20 protein-coding genes and 1 pseudogene are annotated in these 20,137 nt (G+C 55.8%); 14 read left to right on the top strand and 7 right to left on the bottom strand.

Annotation, left to right across the window (positions count from 1 at the left end; translation table 11 throughout):
* Positions 1–49 precede the first annotated feature (49 nt).
* The 5 genes from M5C01_RS32900 (at position 50) to M5C01_RS13670 (ending at position 5,418) form a co-directional block, all read left to right on the top strand.
* Complete coding sequence (locus M5C01_RS32900) at positions 50–181, top strand: hypothetical protein (protein ID WP_255916944.1); 132 nt, start codon at positions 50–52, stop codon at positions 179–181.
* Positions 182–365: 184 nt separating this feature from the next.
* A complete protein-coding gene (locus M5C01_RS13685) occupies positions 366–1,328 on the top strand; it encodes an ATP-binding protein (RefSeq protein WP_248764336.1) in 963 nt (320 codons plus the stop codon).
* A complete protein-coding gene (locus tag M5C01_RS13680) occupies positions 1,328–2,572 on the top strand; it encodes a hypothetical protein (RefSeq protein WP_152739943.1) in 1,245 nt (414 codons plus the stop codon). Before M5C01_RS13685 ends, M5C01_RS13680 begins: the two co-directional genes overlap by 1 nt.
* Positions 2,569–4,716 carry a hypothetical protein gene (locus tag M5C01_RS13675; protein ID WP_152739944.1) on the top strand — a complete coding sequence of 716 codons (2,148 nt, stop codon included), beginning with the start codon at positions 2,569–2,571 and terminating at the stop codon, positions 4,714–4,716. Before M5C01_RS13680 ends, M5C01_RS13675 begins: the two co-directional genes overlap by 4 nt.
* A 6-nt stretch (positions 4,717–4,722) precedes the next feature.
* The gene (locus M5C01_RS13670) at positions 4,723–5,418 is read left to right on the top strand and encodes an OmpA family protein (RefSeq protein WP_152739945.1); all 696 of its coding nucleotides are present in this window, start codon (positions 4,723–4,725) and stop codon (positions 5,416–5,418) included.
* A gap of 99 nt (positions 5,419–5,517) precedes the next feature.
* Here the strand turns inward: M5C01_RS13670 and M5C01_RS13665 are convergent, their stop codons facing one another.
* The 3 genes and pseudogenes from M5C01_RS13665 to M5C01_RS13655 all read right to left on the bottom strand — a co-directional run.
* A complete protein-coding gene (locus M5C01_RS13665; RefSeq protein WP_152739946.1) occupies positions 5,518–6,666 on the bottom strand; it encodes a hypothetical protein in 1,149 nt (382 codons plus the stop codon).
* The gene (locus M5C01_RS13660) at positions 6,663–7,415 is read right to left on the bottom strand and encodes a hypothetical protein (protein WP_152739947.1); all 753 of its coding nucleotides are present in this window, start codon (positions 7,413–7,415) and stop codon (positions 6,663–6,665) included. The genes M5C01_RS13665 and M5C01_RS13660 overlap by 4 nt, the downstream gene beginning before the upstream one ends.
* A 151-nt stretch (positions 7,416–7,566) precedes the next feature.
* Positions 7,567–7,812 (bottom strand): annotated as a pseudogene (locus M5C01_RS13655) (DUF445 family protein); the annotation flags it as partial.
* 622 nt (positions 7,813–8,434) lie between these two features.
* On the opposite strand from M5C01_RS13655, the gene M5C01_RS13650 reads away from it, so the two are divergent.
* Complete coding sequence (locus tag M5C01_RS13650) at positions 8,435–8,878, top strand: hypothetical protein (RefSeq protein ID WP_152739948.1); 444 nt, start codon at positions 8,435–8,437, stop codon at positions 8,876–8,878.
* Between the two features lie 415 nt (positions 8,879–9,293).
* Here M5C01_RS13650 and istB read toward each other — a convergent pair whose 3' ends face one another.
* A complete protein-coding gene (gene istB / locus M5C01_RS13645; protein ID WP_152739949.1) occupies positions 9,294–10,049 on the bottom strand; it encodes an IS21-like element ISPsy14 family helper ATPase IstB in 756 nt (251 codons plus the stop codon).
* A gap of 20 nt (positions 10,050–10,069) precedes the next feature.
* Positions 10,070–11,584, bottom strand: coding sequence for an IS21 family transposase (gene istA / locus M5C01_RS13640; RefSeq protein ID WP_152739950.1), 1,515 nt, complete (start codon positions 11,582–11,584; stop codon positions 10,070–10,072).
* A 460-nt stretch (positions 11,585–12,044) separates the two neighbouring features.
* Here istA and M5C01_RS13635 point away from each other — a divergent pair, with 460 nt between their 5' ends.
* Complete coding sequence (locus tag M5C01_RS13635) at positions 12,045–12,395, top strand: AcaB family transcriptional regulator (RefSeq protein WP_248764334.1); 351 nt, start codon at positions 12,045–12,047, stop codon at positions 12,393–12,395.
* A gap of 176 nt (positions 12,396–12,571) precedes the next feature.
* Here the strand turns inward: M5C01_RS13635 and M5C01_RS13630 are convergent, their stop codons facing one another.
* Together M5C01_RS13630 and M5C01_RS13625 are read right to left on the bottom strand one after the other, a co-directional pair.
* Positions 12,572–13,492 carry a DMT family transporter gene (locus M5C01_RS13630; protein ID WP_152739952.1) on the bottom strand — a complete coding sequence of 307 codons (921 nt, stop codon included), beginning with the start codon at positions 13,490–13,492 and terminating at the stop codon, positions 12,572–12,574.
* A gap of 894 nt (positions 13,493–14,386) precedes the next feature.
* The gene (locus M5C01_RS13625; protein ID WP_152739954.1) at positions 14,387–14,626 is read right to left on the bottom strand and encodes a hypothetical protein; all 240 of its coding nucleotides are present in this window, start codon (positions 14,624–14,626) and stop codon (positions 14,387–14,389) included.
* Positions 14,627–14,838: 212 nt separating this feature from the next.
* Here M5C01_RS13625 and M5C01_RS13620 point away from each other — a divergent pair, with 212 nt between their 5' ends.
* From M5C01_RS13620 to M5C01_RS13590, 7 genes are all read left to right on the top strand, one after another.
* Positions 14,839–15,180, top strand: coding sequence for a hypothetical protein (locus M5C01_RS13620; protein ID WP_248764333.1), 342 nt, complete (start codon positions 14,839–14,841; stop codon positions 15,178–15,180).
* Positions 15,181–15,594: 414 nt separating this feature from the next.
* Positions 15,595–16,155, top strand: a complete 561-nt coding sequence (locus M5C01_RS13615) for an ATP phosphoribosyltransferase regulatory subunit (protein WP_178129884.1) — start codon at positions 15,595–15,597, stop codon at positions 16,153–16,155.
* Positions 16,156–16,296: 141 nt separating this feature from the next.
* Positions 16,297–16,692: a VOC family protein gene (locus M5C01_RS13610; RefSeq protein ID WP_152739955.1), complete on the top strand. Its 396-nt coding sequence runs from the start codon at positions 16,297–16,299 to the stop codon at positions 16,690–16,692.
* 427 nt (positions 16,693–17,119) lie between these two features.
* Entirely contained in the window at positions 17,120–17,872 is a 753-nt protein-coding gene (locus M5C01_RS13605) for an NAD-dependent deacylase (protein WP_152739956.1), read from the top strand.
* A 400-nt stretch (positions 17,873–18,272) separates the two neighbouring features.
* On the top strand, positions 18,273–18,458 hold the full coding sequence (locus M5C01_RS13600; protein WP_152739957.1) for a hypothetical protein: 186 nt from the start codon (positions 18,273–18,275) through the stop codon (positions 18,456–18,458).
* Positions 18,427–19,589, top strand: a protein-coding gene (locus tag M5C01_RS13595) for an IS3 family transposase (RefSeq protein WP_152739958.1) whose coding sequence is annotated in 2 segments (ribosomal slippage) — positions 18,427–18,682 and positions 18,682–19,589 — 1,164 coding nt in all. Because the reading frame shifts where the segments join, the coding sequence is not laid out codon by codon here. The genes M5C01_RS13600 and M5C01_RS13595 overlap by 32 nt, the downstream gene beginning before the upstream one ends.
* 20 nt (positions 19,590–19,609) lie before the next feature.
* Complete coding sequence (locus M5C01_RS13590; RefSeq protein WP_248764338.1) at positions 19,610–19,954, top strand: hypothetical protein; 345 nt, start codon at positions 19,610–19,612, stop codon at positions 19,952–19,954.
* Positions 19,955–20,137 lie beyond the last annotated feature (183 nt).

Genomic DNA, 20,137 nt, shown 5'->3' with positions numbered 1-20,137 from the left:
TCGCGACCGGCTCGTAGGCTGCACTCAAACCACAACAGAGGGATGCGTAATGTTGAAAAACGTACTGGCTACCGTCGGTTTGGCCGCGGTGCTCAAAGCGAGCCTTGATCTGTATTTGAAGTACAAACAGATGGCGCGAGAGAATGAGGCTTGGCGCAAGTCGGCCTTCGACCGGGAGTGATGCGCGGATTGCCCGGCATTTTCATGGATTAAAATCTTCAAGTTCGACGTCTGCTGTCCGATAGGTTTCTGATGCGCTAATGGGTTTCCAGTGGCTCAACCAAGACACTGCCTTCGGGCTTCCGCAAGCTCCTCTTGCAAGGCTGTAAAGCCCAAGAGCTCAAATCAATGGAATGGTGATCACAGTGTCCTCCAGAGACTATCTCTATCAGAAGTTACGGCCTGAGTTGTTGGCTGCGACCGAAGAACCTCCTGCCAAGGCTGCGCCCGCATCGCGAAGCATATTGCCTCGTTTCACACTGGAGCGGGACGTCGTACTGTCACCTGCAGTCAAGCAACAGCTTGATGAGGCCTTGGTGAAAATTCACCACCATCACACCATCTACGTCACCTGGGGCTTCGCTGAAGTCGACCCTTGTGGCAGCGGCACGATCCTGAACTTTCATGGCGCGCCGGGGACGGGAAAGACGCTTACGGCCGAGGCATTTTCCGGGAGTATCGGCAAACGGCTTATCAGCGCCAGCATTGCCGACCTTGAAAGCAAATTCATGGGCGATACGTCAAAGAATATTGCGCAGTTGTTCGAGTCGGCGCGTGCTGAAGATGCCGTGTTGTTCCTGGACGAGGCCGACACCTTGCTGGGTAAACGCTTGTCGTCGGTCACCCAGGGCATTGATAACGAGGTCAATGCCATGCGCTCTACATTGCTTATCGAGTTGGAGCGGCACACTGGCGTTGTCATTTTTGCGACGAACTTTGCGCGCAACTATGACGGCGCCTTTGTCAGCCGTATTTCTCAGCATATCCGTTTCGAACTACCTGGCAAAAGTGAGCGGCGTGCGCTCTGGGCACGCATGCTGGTGCCGGGAATCCCACTGGCAGAGGAGCGAGAAGGAGTGCTTGATGTCCTCGCCGAGGCTTCAGAGGGGCTGTCTGGTCGTGAAATACGCACATGTTTGCGACTGGCTTTACCCAAACCCTTGCTAACCAACGGCGCCGGCGTGCTGCGCCAGGCCCATCTTCAGGAAGCACTCGCTCAGTTGCTGGCTGCGCGTCAAGACATTCACACTTCACGACCCGAGGTTGATCTCGGGACCATCGCGGCGACACGTAAAGCGTTGAGCATTCATCAAAGGAGCGATATCTAATGGGTTGGCTGGGTTCTTTTGTAAGTAGTATTTCAAACGCCGTTTCTTCAACGTTCCGCGCTGTCAAGCAAGCAGTCGGCAAGGCCGTCAAATGGCTTGCTGATGAGGCTGAAACCTTTGTCGGAGAAGTCAAACGGCTTTACCAGGCAGCCAAGCCTTACATTTCCAGTATGCGCGTAGGGCTTCGAACCCTGGCGAGCCATGTGCCCTGGCCATGGGTCAAGGCCGTGAGTCTTGGTCTGGAGCGTGCCTTGGCCGTGCTGGAGCACCTGGATAGCCACCCGCTGGCCGCTAAGGTGCAGCAGGCTATCGATTGGGTGATTGCTCGTGCTCGTGAATGGCAGCAAAGATTGCTGGATGAACAAGAAATCGCCGAAGCGCAGGCACGGGAGCGAGATCTGAAGTCTGCCATGGCCAAAACCCAGGGTGCAGAGCGCGAAGCACTACAGGCGATCTCACTGACCAACCGCTATCACTTGGTCAAGGCATTAACCAATCGCCTGATCGAAACGGAGGCGTTCGTGGATTTCGACCACTACCTGCGCGTTCGTGCCGTGCAGAAGCTGCTGCAGCTTTACGAAGAACAAATGACCCAACTTGAAGACGTCGTGGCGCTGGGCCAGGAGCCGCTGTTCATTATCGATGTCGCTGCCCAACTGATCGAAGCGCGGGCGGAGTTGAACGATGCTGATGTGCAGCGCCTCGACGAGCTGACCATCAAGCACTTCGACAAGGCAGTGATTCCCTTTGTGTTCGAGGAGATGATCCTGGTGTGGGGGCTGGATTTGCAAAATGCTCAAAAAGTCTGGGACGAACTTAATAAACGGGTGGTCAAGGACCGAGTGCTCAAGCGACGTCTGGAACTGGAGGCAGAACTGGAACCATTGGAACCGGAGGAGGCGTTGGTGTTGGACGATCTTCGCAAGCTGTTGCCGCGTGACGAAGCTCAACTTGAAGCGCTGGGCAACGAGAAGCGCGCCAAGCGTAACTATGTGTTCGCAGCGGAAGGCTTTCTGCAACTGCTTGAGAAGAGCGAGGAGCAGCTCGTGGCCGATGATCAAGAATACTTGATCGACCATGGCGGCAAGGTCGGAGAAATTCTAGTACGCTGCGCTCAAAACGGCGAAAGATGGGAAAGCCTGAGCCCAGAGGAGCAGTCGCTGATTATCAGTTTCGCCAATATTTTCGAGGCCGACTGCAATAAACGCACTGATGCCTTTAAGGTAGTTGAGGTTGCGGCATGATTGGCGAAATTCTGCAGTTCCTGACCCCCTCGCTGAGCAACCCGCTGGAAGTGTTTTTTTTCAGCATCATCCTGTTTGGCCTGTTGCTGTCGCTAATTACGTCACAGGTTTTCGGCCAACCGGCAAAGTGGGAAAAAAACTGGCGCGGCGGGGCTCGTATCAACGCGCTGGACATTGAGCACGGTTCAATCGGCGAGTTGAGTCATGCTGTCGCTTCAGGTTGGGAGCGCTTTGCTTCCAACATGCCGGGGTTGTTGTTGATTGTTGGGCTCCTGGGCACTTTTCTGGGCTTGGGCCTGGCATTGGACAAGGCATCGACCATTCTTCAAGGGCATGACGACTCGCTCAATGCTATGAGCGATTCCTTGACGCAGCTCACCGGCATGATGAAGGACTTGGGTACTAAGTTCAAAACCTCCACATGGGGGATCATGGCCTTCATTGTTATCAAACTGTGGGAAGCAGCGCCGTGGTCAGCGGAAAGCAAGCGCACGGATTGGTGCCTGGGGCATATGAAGGCTGAGATCGATCTGAGCCGAAAAAACGCGCTTGCATTGCATGCCGAACGTGATCAGGTGAGTCTGACGGCCCTTGAGACTGTCGGTACCCGGCTGATAGAGGCATTCAACGCCCAGGGGCTGCTGCTGTCTACTGAGCTCAAACAGCTCAAGGCCATTGAATTCCAGAGCGGTAAACAATCCGAAAGCCAACTCACTTCGTTAGATGAAAGACTTGCCAGTCTGGCAATCGAGATTGATCTCGGTCGAAAAGCCGCTCTGGCTATGCGCACTGAAAGTGAGCAGGCGAATCTGACAGCACTTGAAAATGTCGGTACTCGGCTGATTGAGGCCTTCAATGCCCAGGGGCTGTTACTGTCTACCGAGCTCAAACAGCTCAAGGCGGTTGAATTCCAGAACGGTAAACAGGCCGAGAGCTATTTCGCCGCGATGGATACACGGCTTACTGAACATCACCAACAGCTCGGTGTGATCGCCAGGTTCAGTGAGAACCTTCCACATCTCGCCGAGATGAGCGCACAGCTCACCCGCTTGTCCAGCATCGAAAAGAGCCTTAAGGGAATGCAGACGTTCGAGACGCGATTGGGCGAAGTGGCGGACAACACCAAGGCCACGAACGAGTGCCTTCAAGGTTACGTGGAGGCCAAAACTGACAACCTGCAACGCCAGGAGGCGGCTGTACAGTTGATAAGCGAGTCCGCAACGTTACTTGCTGATTCGGCAGGGCTACTTAAAGGAAGCGTGCAGGTCATGCAGGAGAAACTCAGCGGCGCGATTGAATCGCTCAATGAGGATTTCGCCGGGCACCTGGCCGAGATGAAGGAGAGCATGGATGGCAACATCACGAAGCTGGGCACTGTCATGGAGAGTATCGAAGGAAGTCTGAGTGGCACCATTACCACAATGAGCCGGGACTTTACCCAGAACACCCAGGACATGGCTGCCAACCTGAAAGGCGCGACCGACAATATTTCCACCGCAGTCCATGAGTTGTCAGAGCATGTCGGTACTGTGGTCAAGGAAGTCCAAGTGACCACTCATGACGCCAAGGAGATGCAGAAGAATACCAGCATAAAGTTCACACAGACGAGCACCACGCTTAACGAAGCGATCGTAACCATGAGCTCCAACATGAATGAGCTCGGCAAGAGCATTTCGGAGGGCCTAAAGGAGGCTTCCAAGGCTGGACACAAGATGGATGCGGTGGCAAGCAAGCTGGTGACCTTCCCGCAGCTCGCGGAGCAGTTCACTGTGCTCAACGTGCAGTTCAAAACCATGACCGAGCAGAGCGCTAAAACCCAGGAAGCACTGGAGGCCTTGCCAGCCAGGCTGGCGCCTCTGAGTGAGAGTGTGAAACTGCTGGAGCAACTATGTGATTCTACGCGACAGCTGCCCCCGGTTGCCCAGGATGTGAAGGCTATTGCGGACTTGCATCGTGAAGGCCAACTGGCCATGAGCGTTCTGCCTCAGCAGTTGGCGGCTAACATCGACAAGCAGTTTGCCGATCGCCTCCAGGTACTCAGCGCCGCTGCGCAGTCAACGGTGACATTGCTAGATCGACTCACGGCTGTTCATGAACCTGCGTCTGCGACTGATCTGCAGCGCGATGAAGCCCAGCTGGTGTAAATGACCATGAGAGAAAAGCCCAGCGAATGGATTTCAATCTCGGACCTCATGGCCGGTGTCATGGCGGTTGTGATGCTCATGCTTGTCGTTTCGGTGCTGCAGAACAAAGCAGCTGAGGCGGCGATGCGAGTTGAGAAACAACAGATGGAAGCGGCGCGTCAGGCAGTAAAAAACCAAGGAGCGGCAACGCAACAAGCACGCCTGAGTACTCTGCTTGAAGCGATGCAGGCGGACCTTGCGCACGGCGGTGAGGGGGGGCTTATCGATGTCGATATCAAGAACCGTCGGCTGACTTTGCCTGATAACGCCTTCGGCCGTGGTAGCGCATGTATTACTGATGAAGCCAAGAAGGCGCTCACACAATTGAGTGTTCGCGTCGCCACCTTCATTCAAGATTATGGCCAAGGCCAGGTGTTGGTCGAAGGGCATACGGACAATGTACCGGTCAGTCGGCCGGTCACCGATTACTTGCGATATTGCACGGTCTATGATGATAACTACACGCTCTCCGCTGCTCGGGCGAGGGAGGCACGTAAATTGTTGGTGTTGGCATTGGACGGGCAGCAATCACAGCGAGTGATCGTAGCTGGTTATGGTGACTCCAAGCCAAAACCGGGTGTTGACCCAGCGAGCGCTGAAAATCGCCGGGTGGAGGTTCAACTCGTAGTGTCTCAGGAGGATCGGTCGCTTGGAGAGCGCTGACCTTTTCTGGAAGTGCACGGCACCTATATGACGTCCCCTGTGGACAAAGAAATTGTTGGCTCCTGCTGTTTGGGGAGCCGGTGATTGAGGTATTAAAGCTCAGCTAGGTAGCCTAGCGACACCAACGCACTCATTGCCCTGCATTTTCAGTTCAAGGATGACCTTGCGCGTATCCAGCACTGCCTGACTAATTTCACGCAAACGCCCAGCGCTATCTGTCGTGAGTTTGAGTAGTCGTTTTTCTTGGGCCTTCAACAAGGATTGCCGTCGCGCATTTAGCTCCGAGTTGGACTCGGTGAGGGCTGACATCTTGTTGGTTCTTTCCTTGTAAGCATTGCGAAACTGCTCAACAACGCCCTGTTCGCCCTCGAACGAGTCAGCGACCCTGTTGAGGTCATCAAGGCGGACTTGCACCCATTGCACCTCCCCTGGAAAGGTATCGAGCAACCGGCATGCGACCATTCGGGCAGCCAGGCAGAGCTGTGACTGCTCAAGAGAATGACTGAATCTATCTAAAGTTTTTTCCAGCGCTTCTTTCAATTTTTTTGTGCCGAGGGTAGTGGAAATATTCAGCGTGCGGATACTTTTTGTTATATCGTCAAGTTCGAGTTTCAAATGCTTCTGGATTTGACCAAGCTGCACTTCTTGAGCTTCGAGCTGAGCATGTACTGAGTTGTTATGCTGTCCGTTCAAAAGAGCAGGTGCGATTTGACGCAGGTATTCAATGCTGCCGGTAATTTGGCTTTCACGTTTATTTTGCTGAAACTGCTCGATGCGTTCTACGCCGGCGAGAATGTCACTCAACTTGGCGCTTATGTCTGCTAGGTGCTGCTGAGCGACGACTGCGGAGGCAATCTGAAACAAGGCAGCCGAACTCACCAGATTCGTCAGGTTGCTGTCTTGGAATAATCTGGCGTGTTCAGTAAATTTCCCGTCGGCAGATCTGGAGAAGGCACGTAGGCCGTTGCCGTCCCTCGTCGCCGCGAGAGGGCCATTGATCTCGACTCGAAAATACTGATTCGACTTTGCAACGCTCGTCGTGATCAGATTGGGTATTGCCTGAAGCAGGGGTGATAGTCGGCCCAATCCCAGTTGCGCTACGCCGCTGCTGTCACCGTGATCAGTCGCCGTTGGTTGTGAGAGTGGCTTAACCGACAGCACAGGGGTATTTTCGTTGGAACCAATCAGCCAGTGCTCGCCATCGTTTGGTTTGGCGAGCGCTTTTATGCGGGTAATTTCACCGGTCATGGTTTAGCACCTGGTAAACGTGGCAGCATACCTTTCTGTCGGATGTAGGCGATTTGAACGACGCAAGGCAAGGTGATTCGATAGGCTGGTGACGCCAGAGAATAGCCTGCCAGACCTGCGCCCAGCGCGATTCCAATTGGGCCCAGTGCCAAGCCTGCCAACCTGCCCATGATCATCTCGGTTCCCAGCACAGCACCCGCGCCGAGAAGATTGGCGCCCAGGGAGGCGGAAACAAATGAGGTCACATCCAGCGTTACTGCATGCCCGAAGCCCATACGGTTCAAGAAGTGGCTGAATGAGAAAGGATTGGCGGCATCAGACTCGCCAAACTTCTCCGCAAATTGCGCACGCGCTTCCTTGGACATCTTGTCCCAGGCTTTGCCCAGCAAGCATTGCAACACTTTGAGCTCAATCGTGGCAAGGTCGTCTGAGTCGGCCTTCTTTCCACCGACATGGGAAAGCACGTCAGTGGCAATTTCTTCGTATGTCACGCCGCCACTACGGAACAGATTGGCGATACTGTTACCGCCAAACATACGGAGCTCGTGCACCAGTAATGCCAGCACATCTTTGTCAAAGGCCTTGTCTTCGCGAGCTTGGTGCAGAAACTCCTTTACGGTACCGGCAAGCGATATTCGACCTTTCCCTGCGTCCGTGACGTAATCCACCAATAAACAAACGTCGTCCGGTTCGGCTTCCAGCAGTAGCGCGAGCAATGGCTCGTCGCCGGCAATATCTATTTCAGACATCCACTCATCCTCAGTTAAAACAACGTACCGCAAAAATACTTCTAATTGCTCGTGGCGTCCGATCCCATAGCCCGATGCTCATCCCACGCAACAATTACGTTCCCACATGAATCACCAGCCACACCAGACCACCCACCGGCGTCTCATAGATCTAAATAATCTGCAGGTCTTTGCCCACACGCCTTTCCAGTTGCGCCAGCAATTCCTTCTCGTTCCAGGTCTCGATACGTTCGGCGATGTAGTTCCCGATCTGCGTCCTGTAGCGTTCGACCATCGGCCCAGTGATGGTGCGGATTTGTTCGTTGATCCAGCGTTGCATGTCAGCATCTTCGCTCAAAGCTTCCCCAAGCTTAAGTGCGCCAGCGCTCAATTGCTGGCGAGGGGTGGATGAGTCGCTGTGAGTATCGGCTTCGAATCAGTCGACTATATCGTCGACCAGGCTTTTGAGGTAGATGTGCAAAGTGTTCATCGCTGCCGCGGTGCTCGAGCTGTGGGTATGGGCCGGTTTGCCGTGATCTTCCTTGCGGGGGGAGGCAGAGGGGCATCACGCTCTCCTTGATAGGTTTCAGTGTGGCTGCAGCAACGTGCTGGAGGCTAACTGATGCAGCGAGAGCTGTCGCGAAAATACATCCGCCGAATTGTGCCCATCATTACTATGCCGATCTCTTGCACCCCAGGCACAGTTCAGCGGTACTCAATCAGCACGCGAAATAGCCTGCCAAAAAAACTCATATTTCCCACGCGTTTCAGGCGTGGGAGAATATTGTGTGCGCCAAATGCCATGGCTACAGTTCGACTGTCGCTGCAAATTCAGCGATACGGGTTTCGCAGCCCGGTCGTAAACAGGCGCACAGCGCCGCGAAAGCGGCTTCTTTGTATTCGCGTTATGGCGAGCTGTGCGCAGGAGGCTTCGGCCTGCCGGGTTCCTGTTTACCTGGTCTGCGAACCTGCGCTCAGTTCGCCACCCTTGCGTCGCAGCGAGGATGGATGAACTCCTTTTATTAAACAGGAGATTCACCATGGCTAAGAAAATCACCCCTGATCCACCTCCAATTTGCAAAGTCCTCAGCACCGCCGACAGGGCGATGTACCTGCGTAAACTCTCTGATATCCCATCCGGCGAACCCGAGCCGGCCCCGGCAGAGACCCCCCGTTTGCTCGATACCCTCGCGTTCACGTGCTCCAAGCCCGTCACGCCTGAGGCCCCGTACAAACCCACACTATTCGCCATTCAACCCGGCGTAAGCGCCCAGGACGCCCTGATCTACGTTTCCAATCTGCTCGAAACGGCTGAACTCAATGGCGACGAAATCAGCCTGCATTCCAACCCCGTCGAACGGGCGTTGTTCTGGGGCATGCTGCATTCGGTGGAAGTGGCGCGGGCGGTGGTGGATGCGCTGCTTGAGGGGGCGTCCCCATCACGTCAGCTATTGTCTGCGTTGGACAACCGTCCGATTGATTGAGGTCATTACGCTGAAAGAGATCAAGCTCTTGGCAGCTTGATCTCTTTTCAGTGTGAGGCTCGATTTTTAAGGGGGCGTTCTAAGCGGACTTTAGTAAGGCTAAACACTGGGCATCATGCCGTGCTCTGAAGGGGGCAATATTCTCTGGAGTTATTTTTCCCGGGATTTCCTTGGCCAGCTCTACCATTTTTGCGCGACGCCATCCTACGCATCTGGAGTATCTCCAGCGCGTTTCAAAAATACGTAAAAGGCTTTCGAGGACTGTTTTCGGCTCATATCTGGCTGGTCGCCTGCCACTGACAGTTCGAGGGTGCGCATTCCACGCCATCCGGCCACCCAGCCCACCAACATCCGGCCACCTGTTCCACGCTCATCCGGCCAGGCAGTCGGAGCGCAGCGACGCAGGTTCGCATTGTTAGTCTGAAGTGCCCGCCGTCGTCAATTTCGTCGAGCGCCTGCGCATCGATTCACCCTTCAGTTCGATGCGGTAAGCGTTGTGCACCAGTCGGTCGAGGATCGCATCACCCAAGGTCGGATCGCCGATCAGCGCATGCCATTTGTCCACCGGCATCTGGCTGGTTACCAGCGTCGAGCGATGCCCGTAGCGGTCGTCCAGCAGTTCCAGCATGTCGCGCCGTTGCGCGGCGGTAAACGGCGCCAGGCCCCAGTCGTCCAAGATCAGCAAGTCAGTCTTGGCGTAGCCGGCCATCAGTTTGGCGAAGCGCCCGTCGCCGTGGGCCAAGCCCAGTTCCTCCATCAAGCGCGGCAGGCGTAGGTAGCGCACGCTGTAGCCATCTCGGCAAGCCTTGTGGGCCAGCGCGCAAGCCAACCAGGTTTTACCCACCCCGGTTGGGCCGCCGATGATCAAGTTCAGGCCGTCGCGCAACCATTGGCCACTGCCCAGTTGCAGGATCAGGGATTTATCCAAGCCGCGCGGGCTGCGGTAATCGATATCTTCCAGGCAAGCGTTGTGGCGCAGACGTGCTGCTTTGAGGCGAGTGCTCAAGCGGGCATCTTCACGTTCGGTCAGCTCGCGGTCGACCATCAGGCCCAGGCGTTCGTCGAAGCTGAGGTCGTTGATATCGGGCGTTGCGTGCTGTTCGCCCAGCGCCTTGATCATGCCGTTTAGACGCAGGGTTTGCAGCTTGTCCAGGGTCGGGTTGGGTAGCATGGTGGTGCTCCTTTTTCAGGTCAGTGGTAGTAGCCGGGGCCGCGCAGGTTGATGTGTTCTTCCGGCAACAGCGGCAGGTTCTGCTGGGCCAGCGGTAGCCGTTCCAACCCTTGGCGCAGGATCGACTCGAGGCTTTTGTAACTGCATGCGCCCAGTGCCAGCGCACGCTGGCAAGCGGCTTCCAGCCGCTCTTCGCAGTGCTGTTTGCTCAGGCGCAGGATGCCCAGGCAGGCACGGAAGCCGTGTTGCGGATGGATTCGGCGTTCGAGGATGTAGGTGATGACGCCGGCGGTGTTGGGGCCGGTCTGCTCTGCCCAGCGGATCAGCCGTTGTGGTGTCCATTCGGCATGCTCACGATGGCTCTTGGGCATGTGCTCGGTCTGGGTGGTGTGCCGGCCTTTGTGCTGTGAGCGAAGATGGCTGGCCACGCGCTGGTTGGCGTGGAAGCACTCCACCGTCTTCGCCGTCAGGCGTACTTCAAGCTGGTGCTTCACCAACTGATACGGCACTGAGTAGTAATGGCCGTCGACTTCGACGTGGTAGTCGATGTGTACCCGTACCTTTTTCCATTCGGCGTAGACGTATGGATGTTCTGGCAGCGGTTGCAACGCGGGTTGGTCGAGGGCTTCGAAGGTCGAGCGGCGCGAACCGGGTAGCTTCTTGAAGGGCCTATGGTTGAGGCGATCGAGGAGCACGCTGATCGTCGTGTTGAGTTCGCCCAGCGAGAAGAACTGGCGGTTGCGCAAGGCCGCCAAGATCCAGCGCTCGACCACTTGCACGCCAACTTCGACCTTGGCCTTGTCCCGAGGTTTACGGGCGCGAGCAGGCACCACGGCGACACCGTAGTGCTCGGCTAGATCGCGGTAACTGGGGTTGATGTCTGGCTCGTAGCGATGCGCCTTGGTGACGCCGCTGAGCAGATTGTCCGGCACCAGGATCTGCGATGTGCCGCCAAGAAAAGCGAAGCAGCGGGCGTGTGAGCCCAGCCAGTCAGGTAGTTTCTGCGACCAGGTGGCCTCGGCGAAGGTGTAGCTGGAGGCGCCGAGAACGGCAACGAAGATCTGGGTTTGGCGGATCTCTCCGCTCTGCCGGTCGATGACCGGCACGGTTTGGCCTGCGTAGTCTACGAACAGCTTCTCGCCGGCTCGGTGCTCCTGGCGCATGACCACATCGACCTTGGCTGCCCAGAGGCGGTAGTGCTCGCAGAACCAACTGTACTGAAAGCCTTGCGGATGGCTGAGTCGATACTCCTGCCAGAGCAAGGCCAGGGTGACACCGGGGCGGCGCAGCTCGGCGTGAGCCCATGCCCAGTCAGGCATCGGGCGTTGCTCGCTGGGAACCGTCGGCGCTGGCGGGAACAGAGATCGTTCCAGTTCAACGTCCGACAATGCCGTGGGCCAAGTCAGCCCGTTGGCAGCAAAGCGATTGAGGTAATCACCGACAGTGGCTCGCCCGACTTGCAAGCTGACCGCGATCTGGCGGGCAGATAGACCGACCTCAAATTTGAGACGCAGTACTTCTCGAATCTTACGCATGGATAACCGCTCCACGACGACCTCTCTGCTTCGAAAAAAGAGGTCGATGGTAGTGAATTAATCCTGCGTCGCTGCCTGCCTTAAGGGTGGCCGGATGTGCGTGGAGTGGGTGGCCGGATCACCGTGGAATCAGTGGCCGGATGTTCATGGAATAGGTGGCCGGATGGCCGTGGAATCCGCATCGAGGGGGCGATGCGAAAAGCCCGGCACTGGGCCGGGCTATTTCCAGAGGGTGCTGATCCGTCAGCTGATCTGAGTGTAGGGCAGTTGCTAGGCAGTCGGTAGCAAAATGCCTGAGCGTGTCGCAATCGACGGCTGCTTGCCTGCAAGCGACATCGGGACTGGCGCAGGAGCGAAAAGAGCCCGGCGTTGGGCCAGGTTAGCTAAGCCTTATAGAGTTCTTACGCAGCTTTCGATTGAAAAAAAACGGGGCTGCGGCCTCTTGCCCATGTCGGCTCGAGTGGGTGACAACCTCCATGTTCACCCTGTCACGATGCCACTGTGCATCAATACCCCGTTGGGTTTCTTGGCCGTGTACCGGCTGATCGACTACGACAACATCGTCCTTCGCTTGCTGTTGGCGTACCACTCCGCGTTGATGGGGCGTAGGGACATGGAGCGCTGGATCAACGCCGGTGGTCGTGTGTTGCGCAGCCTGTTCAGCTTGGCTCAACAGGAGAGGCTCTCCGGAACGATGCGTGAAGATTTCATCGCCAACAATGCCGCGGCGCGTGAAGCCCAGGAGCGGCTTGGGCAGCAACGGGTCACTGAGATTGAGCAACTGTTGCCGCATCAATGGATGCCTGCTTGATCTCTGCAAGGTGTGTTCGCTGGCCGGTTACCGTTTTCTGCCTGTCATAGTCGGCAGAAAACGATATCCGTTCGGCCAAGTCATCTACCCACTCCGCAAAATCAAGACATGGTGTGCACTTAAGTGCTCACCAGCCAGTCAGATGAGAAGTCGTTGAGAGCAGTTAAGTTGTTGGATCAGCCCGAGGCCGAGTTTTGCCTTGAGGGTTCCTGCTTCAGCTTGCTCTTGCTGAGAACAAACCACACTGCTAAACAAATAAGCCCGCCGCCGTACAAATGTGCGGCCGAAAGATGTTCACCAAGGAACATCACACCCCACAGCACGCCGAAGGGAGGGATAAGGAAGGTCACGGTCAGCGAACGCACCGGCCCGATATCTGCGATCAAGCGGAAATACAGAATGTACGCACACGCGGTACAGATGAAACCCACTGCAACCAGTGCTATCCAAACCTGCGAGTTACCCCAAGTCGCCGGTGGATTCACTGTGGCTGAGATTCCGAAGAACGGCGCGAGAAACAGCGTCGCGCCAATCTGACTGCCAAAAGCTACAAGTTTCGCGTCCAGTCCGCCCTTATCAGCGACCCATCGTTTGGTCAGAAATCCTGCTGCGCCGTAGCAACTGGTGGCGACTAAACACGCCAACGCGCCCATGACCACGCTGATTGAAAGTGTGACGGGGCCGGTGCTGGTCAGCAATGTAATGCCCATCAAACCGATCAACACGCCGGCGGCCTTTTTCGGTGTCAACGAATCGCTGAAACACATCCAACCGATCATCACCCCCATCAGCGGGGTGGTCGCATTGAAAATCGCCGAATAACCGGCAGGTAACAACAGTGCCGCCACGCTATACATTAAAAATGGGATGCCAGAATTGATAACGCCCAACACCATGATCTCCTTCAACTTGCCTTTGAAGTCGATTTTGGTTTTTAAAATGGCGAGAATGACGGTCAAGCCAATGGCGCCCAACAACACGCGAAAAAATGCAGTCGGCAATGCGCCCAGAACAGGAGCCGAGATGCGCATGAAGAGAAAACTGGCGCCCCAGATCGCCGCCAGAACGAGTAGTCGAATATAATCGGATAATTTCATGGGGTGCCTTCGGTGCTTTTCGTTAACTAAGAAAATGACTTGAGAGTTGCGCAGCTGATGCCGGGTAATCCAAAAAATGATTGGAATGGTTAAGTGGGAAAGTCCAGATATACGGAAGCCATGGTGGACTCCTCTAAGTTTGGAGCCTCATAGTAAGGGTGTTCGCAATGTGCTCGCACTCCGATTCTTGCTGCCGAAAATGGGTATGCGTTTGGGCATCACTACTTGTGCGATTAGACCGGCTGCCACCTATGCGGCGGCAACTGATCGATTTCACTCACCTGCTGGGCTGGGCACACTCTTGAATGACCTGGGCCGTGCAGGATTTGGAATAGGAACGGCGTGTTGACTGCATAAAATACCCACTTAAAGGGCTAGAGCTGGTGCCCACTTAAATTTAAGTGCACACCATGTCTGGGCTTTGCGGGGTTGGGTAGATGACTTGGCCGGACTGTTACAGATCAAGGATTTTCTAGGAACATTGAGGATCCAGTTTTTGTGCGTTCAAATGCCACTTGCTCAGGGTACTCTTTCAGCCCGACGACCATGGCGGACACACGGAGCCTTCCGGTCGTTGCAACACATTGCCTTCCGTGCATCGGAACACACTGCCTTCCCTGGAACACACAGCCTTCCCTAAAAGCCTTTTAAGGGTAAGGGGAGAGCTGGTTGCGCTCGAAGATCTGTGCCGTCAGTTTACGGGTAGCATGATTGAGCTGGTGAGGCAGGGGGGCTTGCTCGAGTCGAGCGATATCCGTTTACGTTGTTGGCCGTTCGGTTGACCTGGTCATCGACTGTGGTGAATATCGATTTCTTGCCATGGAGCCAAGCGGGTCGCTCCAAGGAGGAGCTCTAGGGGAAGGTGGCTTTGGGCCGGTGTTTTGTGGTTGGGACTCAAATCAGTTCCCTTGCTTTTTTCCATTCACTCCAGCAGTTTTCCGATGCAATATCTGGATAGCCGCGTTCTTTTTCCATATCAAGCGCAATGCTGAACGGGAGCGTGATGCAAACTGCTTGGTCTCGAATATTGCAGACCTCAGCTTCAGTAAGCGGTGAACCTTTTCTCTCTTCAGCAGCGCGGAGAACGGCCACAAGGGCAGGTATAAATACAAGGCATAGCGGATCAGCTTCCATCAACGACCTCCTGAGTTTTGGCTTACCATACCTACATCATTCCAACGAGCCAAACGTATTTCAGCAATCGGAGTATTAGCACGAGTGGCTTAACAGGGTTTTGTACACTACCGCTCGCTTCAGGCCGATGGCGGTTGGCGCTGCCTGCAGTAATCGGCAAAAAGTGGAAGCTTTGCAGACGGAAGACATCACGCAATAAAGGCGACTTCATAATGCGATTCAGTATTTACAGCGGTTCGGTTTTGGTGGGCTATTCGGCGCTGGAGTCTGGGGACTTTTCCATGGGCGTTGCTTTCGGTGTATTCGAACCTGCTGATGGATACGCGGGGATACAGAGCGAATGCCGAACCAATCATCGTGATCAGTCCGCTTTAAACCTTTCTGTTCAAACCCGAACAGGCGAGGCCATTCCGTGCGTTGGCGTGGGCATTCTGGATTACACCGAAGACCTCATGTCTCCTTGCATTGAGGTCAATATTCTTGGCGTTCCGCATACTGTGTATGGTGAGTTGTTTCCTGAACACGTCGCTGAACACGAGCGGCAATTTAACTAATTGGGCCTGCACAACAGGCAGCTTTGGTTCGAGGGCAATTTGGCACCGACGGTGCGGTCGGCCAAGGTTGTGTGAGCACGCGTTCAATGGTGTCCGTTGCCGGATTGCGCTCCGCACGCTTGTAAGCGCTCCCTGAATTGTGCAAGGATTGGTTATGACTCAATTTATTCAAAGCAATCGCCATCACCATCACGGACCTCGCTCAGGGTGCCGCGGTTGCTTGCGTTCATCGATTGATCAGAGCTCGAAACATTCATTCTGACCACTCAATGAACCAAACCAAGGCGCCCATGGCGCCTTTTTTATCGCCTGCAAAAAATGGAGATTGGACGATGACTATGCTTCGCGGAACCCGAATAGTGACTGGGAAAGAGGCCGCAACGATGCGTGAGATAGAAGGGCGTTTTCGGAGCTATCTTCATCGAGGCCGGGGCTGAGGAGGCCATTGTTCCGGCGTTATGGGGCCAGGACACGTTTATTGAGAAAGCCGGTGGAAGTGAAATCATCGGGCAAATGTGGGCCTTCGATGACAAGGCCGGACGCCCTTGTTGCCTGATCCCAGAAGCAACCGCGCTGTTTCAGGAGCGCAACGATGTACTACTCGGATCACGAAAAGAGGCGATGTTTTTCTACGTGGCCCGATGTTACCGGTATGAGCGACCTCAAGCGGGGCGTTATCGCGAGTTCACCCAACTGGGACTCGAAATTCTTAGTTCCACACCCGCGCAGGCGTTGCAGCGTAGCCAGGCAATTTGCACCGGCTTCCTTGACTCGCTGGGACTCGAATATGAGTTGAATCTGTCAGTGAAGCGCGGCTTGAGTTACTACCTTGAGGGGAATGGTTTCGAGGTACGTTGTCCCGCGCTGGGGGCACAGCAGCAAGTCGTTGGCGGCGGAGCCTATAGAGAGGGTGCTGGTTTCGGCATCGGGCTTGAGCGGCTGGTGCTTGCCTCTGAGATGACTCGGAGCCTGTGATGTTCAAGGCGCCTCCCACCAAGAGGCGCTTTCAAACTAAACAGCGTGAAATCGGTGACCTTCTGCCGCATCAATGGGCGCCGGCCCGACTCACACAAGGTAAGTTGGGTAGATGCATACCTAACCCCATCGGAGCACCTCATGTTCAGCCATGTCACAATCGGCACCAACGACCTCGCCAGCGCCACAAACTTCTATGGGCGGCTACTTGCACCGCTAGGCATCACGTTGCTTGCCCGCAAGCACAATCCCGAGCGCGCTCTATTCACCCAAAGTATGACTGGCTCAGGTACGGCGTTCTGCATCTATAGCCCACTAAATGGTGAGCGCGCGACACCCGGTAACGGGGTGACGGTTGCGTTCGAAGCCCAAACGCGGGCGCAGGTTGATGATTTCTATGCGATCGCGATGGCTAACGGGGCGTCAAACGAAGGCGCACCAGGGTTGCGTCCTCAGTACTCTGCGGATTATTACGGTGCTTATATCCGAGACCCCGACGGCAACAAGATATGTTGCGCATGTCACAGCGCTAGCTGACCTTCGACTTCGGCGCTGATGAGATTGCTGACTCAGTGGGGTCTTACCTGAGTCTCGCTAGCTGACGCGGGCAGGCGCTTACGTCAACCTACCAACCTGGTCGCGTGAGCCTGTTGCGAGCACCGATTTTTTTGCGCTGAGTCATTTTTTCGGGGTAAGAGCATCAGGTTCCGATGCGGTTCGGTACTGAGGAGTACCAGGTGCTCGAGCAGTTAGCATGGGGCTCACGTTGGTGCTGCTTGTTCAGCCGCATCCTGCAAGAGGTGATCCTGATGCTTAGTACAAAGGGGCAGGGCGCGACGTTGCTGAGTCTGGAGCGGGCATTGTTCATGGTGGGTTTTGACGTGCGTTATCCTTTTGGTGCCGGCCAGCCCAATGGCTAATGGAGACAAGCCTCGGCCATGCTGAGAACGCACAAGAGGTTGTGATGGAATTCCAGGTTGAGCAATTGCGTAACGCACGCCACGTCGTGGTGTTTTCCGGTGCAGGCATTTCCGCTGAAAGTGGCATCCCGACATTTCGCGATGCCTTGACCGGCCTGTGGGAGAACTTCGACCCCGCTGTACTGGCCACTGCTCAAGCGTTCCGCAATGACCCCACCCTGGTGTGGGGTTGGTACGAGTGGCGACGCGCCAAGGTCCTTGCCGCACAACCAAATGCCGCACACCTGGCGATAGCCGAATTGGCGCGTCGGGTGCCCATGGTCACCGTCGTCACCCAGAACGTTGATGATTTGCTAGAGCGCGCCGGCTGTTGTGATGTCTTGCATCTGCACGGAAGCCTGAGTTCACCGCGCTGCTTTGCCTGTACGCGACCGTACACGTTGAGTGCGGACCCGCTCGATGAGCCGCCTGGCGGGCGCCGCATCGAGCCGCCGCGCTGCCTGCGTTGCAATGGAAAAGTGCGACCTGGTGTGGTCTGGTTTGGCGAGTCGCTGCCCGATGATGTGTGGCGCAAAGCTTTGTCGGCAGCGAAGGATTGTGATGTGCTGCTTTCGATTGGCACCTCTGGCCTGGTGCAGCCGGCGGCCGAGATCCCACGGATTGCCTTGCGACATGGCGCACAGGTGCTGCACATCAATCTGCAACCTGAGCTTGTAGAAGGGGATCGCGAATTCAGCCTGGCGGGCAGGGCGGCCGAGGTTCTGCCGCGGTTGGTCGAGGAGGTCTTCTCAGCGTAGGTCCAATCGCCCACATCCCGCTCAATGAGCGAAACCGATAGGGTGCAGCAGCCTATTGGACTTCAGTTCAGCAGTACTCAATCAGCGCGCGAAATGGCCTGCCAAAAAAACTCATATTTCCCACGCGTTTCAGGCATGGGAGAATATTGTGTGCGCCAATTGCCATGGCTACAGTTCGACAGTCGCTGCAAATTCAGCGATGCGGGTTTCGCAGCCCGGTCGTAAGTAGGCGCACAGCGCCGCGTAAAGCGGCTTTTTGGTGTTCGCGTTATGGCGAGCTGTGCGCAGGAGGCTTAGCCCTGCCGGTTCCTACTTACCGGTCTGCGAACCTGCGTGCAGTTCGCCACCCTTGTGTCGCAGCAGGAGTGGATGAATCCCTTGCCTAAGTAGGAGACTCTCCATGACCAAGAAGATAACCCCCGATCCACCTCCAGTTCGCAAATCCCTCAGCACTGCCGACAGGGCCGTGTATCTGCGTAAAGTATCTGATTGTAGTGGTCTAATGAAACCGGACACCCATTTAGGCGAGAATACCCGCCAGATCGAGGTGTCAGATGACCAAACAACGCCGTACCTTTTCCGCTGAATTCAAACGCGAGGCTGCCGACCTCGTGCTCAAGCAAAATTACAGCTTCATCGAGGCCAGCCGCTCGCTCGGCGTTGGCGAATCGGCACTGCGCCGTTGGGTCGACCAGCTCCAGCAGGAGCGCACAGGCGTCACCCCACAGAGCAAGGCGCTAACTCCAGAGCAGCAAAAAATCCAGGAGTTGGAAGCTCGGATCGCCCGCCTTGAGCGCGAGAAATCGATACTAAAAAAGGCTACCGCGCTCTTGATGTCGGAAGATCTCGAGCGTACGCGCTGATCAATCAGTTAAGCGTCCATGAGCCAGTTGATTGCTTGTGCGAGGTGTTCGAAGTCACTCGCTCGAGTTACTACGCACATCGTCTCAGACGGCTAACCCCGGACGTTGAGCGGCTCAGGCTGCGTAGTCGAGTGAACGAGTTGTTCACCCGGGGACGAAGTGCGCCGGGCAGCCGGAGCATCACGGTCATGATGCAAGAAGAGGGTGAGCAAATCGGGCGGTTCAAGGTACGCAGCCTGATGCGCGAGCTGGAACTGGTCAGCAAGCAGCCGGGATCACACGCCTACAAAAAAGCGACGGTGGAGCGGCCTGATATCCCGAACATCTTGAACCGTGAGTTTGATGTCGAGGCGCCCAACCAGGTCTGGTGTGGTGACATCACCTACATTTGGGCGCAGGGTAAATGGCACTACCTTGCGGTTGTCTTGGATCTATATGCGCGTCGAGTTGTGGGCTGGGCGTTATCAGAAAAGCCAGATGCAGAGCTGGTGATCAAGGCGCTGGACGTGGCTTATGAGCAACGTGGAAAGCCTCAAGGGCTGCTGTTTCACTCGGATCAAGGATCGCAGTACGCCAGCCGCCAATTTCGCCAACGGCTGTGGCGCTACCGCATGCGCCAGAGCATGAGTCGCCGAGGAAATTGCTGGGATAATGCGCCGATGGAACGGGTGTTTCGCAGCTTGAAAACAGAATGGATACCGACCACTGGCTACATGACCGGCCAGCAAGCTCAGCGAGACATCAGCCAGTACCTGATGCATCACTACAACTGGATCCGGCCTCATCAATTTAACGATGGGCTGGCCCCAGCGAAAACCGAAGAAAAACTCAAAACCGTGTCCGGGATCAGTTGACCACTACAGATGTCCCTTCGATTGAACCCGAACTAGCCCCGGCAGACACTCCCCGTTTGCTCGATACCCTCGCGTTTACGTGCTCCAAGCCCGTCATGCCCGAAGCCCCATACAAACCTACACTATTCGCCATCCAACCCGGGGTAAGCGCCCAGGACGCCCTGACCTACGTTTCGAATCTACTCGAAACGGCGGAACTCAATGGTGATGAAATCAGCCTGCACACCAACCCCGTCGAACGAGCGCTGTTCTGGGGCATGCTGCATTCGGTGGAGGTAGCGCGGGCGGTCGTGGATGCGCTGCTTGAGGGGGCGTCCCCATCCCGTCAGCTATCGTCCGCGTTGGACAACCTTCCGATTGATTGAGGTCGTTGCGCTGAAAGAGATCAAGCACTTGGCAGCTTGATCTCTTTTTCGCAAGGGCCCGGGCAGAGCCGTGTGCCAACGTCTGGCACACGGTTGGCTTGATCATCTAGTTGTCAGGTCGATCAAACCTTGCTTGCCCGAACACATCTCACTTGGGTTCTGCGCAATATGATCGACATTTAA

This window comes from Pseudomonas sp. MWU12-2319 (assembly GCF_023242525.1).
Taxonomy (GTDB): Bacteria; Pseudomonadota; Gammaproteobacteria; order Pseudomonadales; family Pseudomonadaceae; genus Aquipseudomonas; species Aquipseudomonas gingeri_D.
Note: the sequence above shows the minus strand (reverse complement) of the source record. Positions and strands in the feature narration are given on the sequence as shown.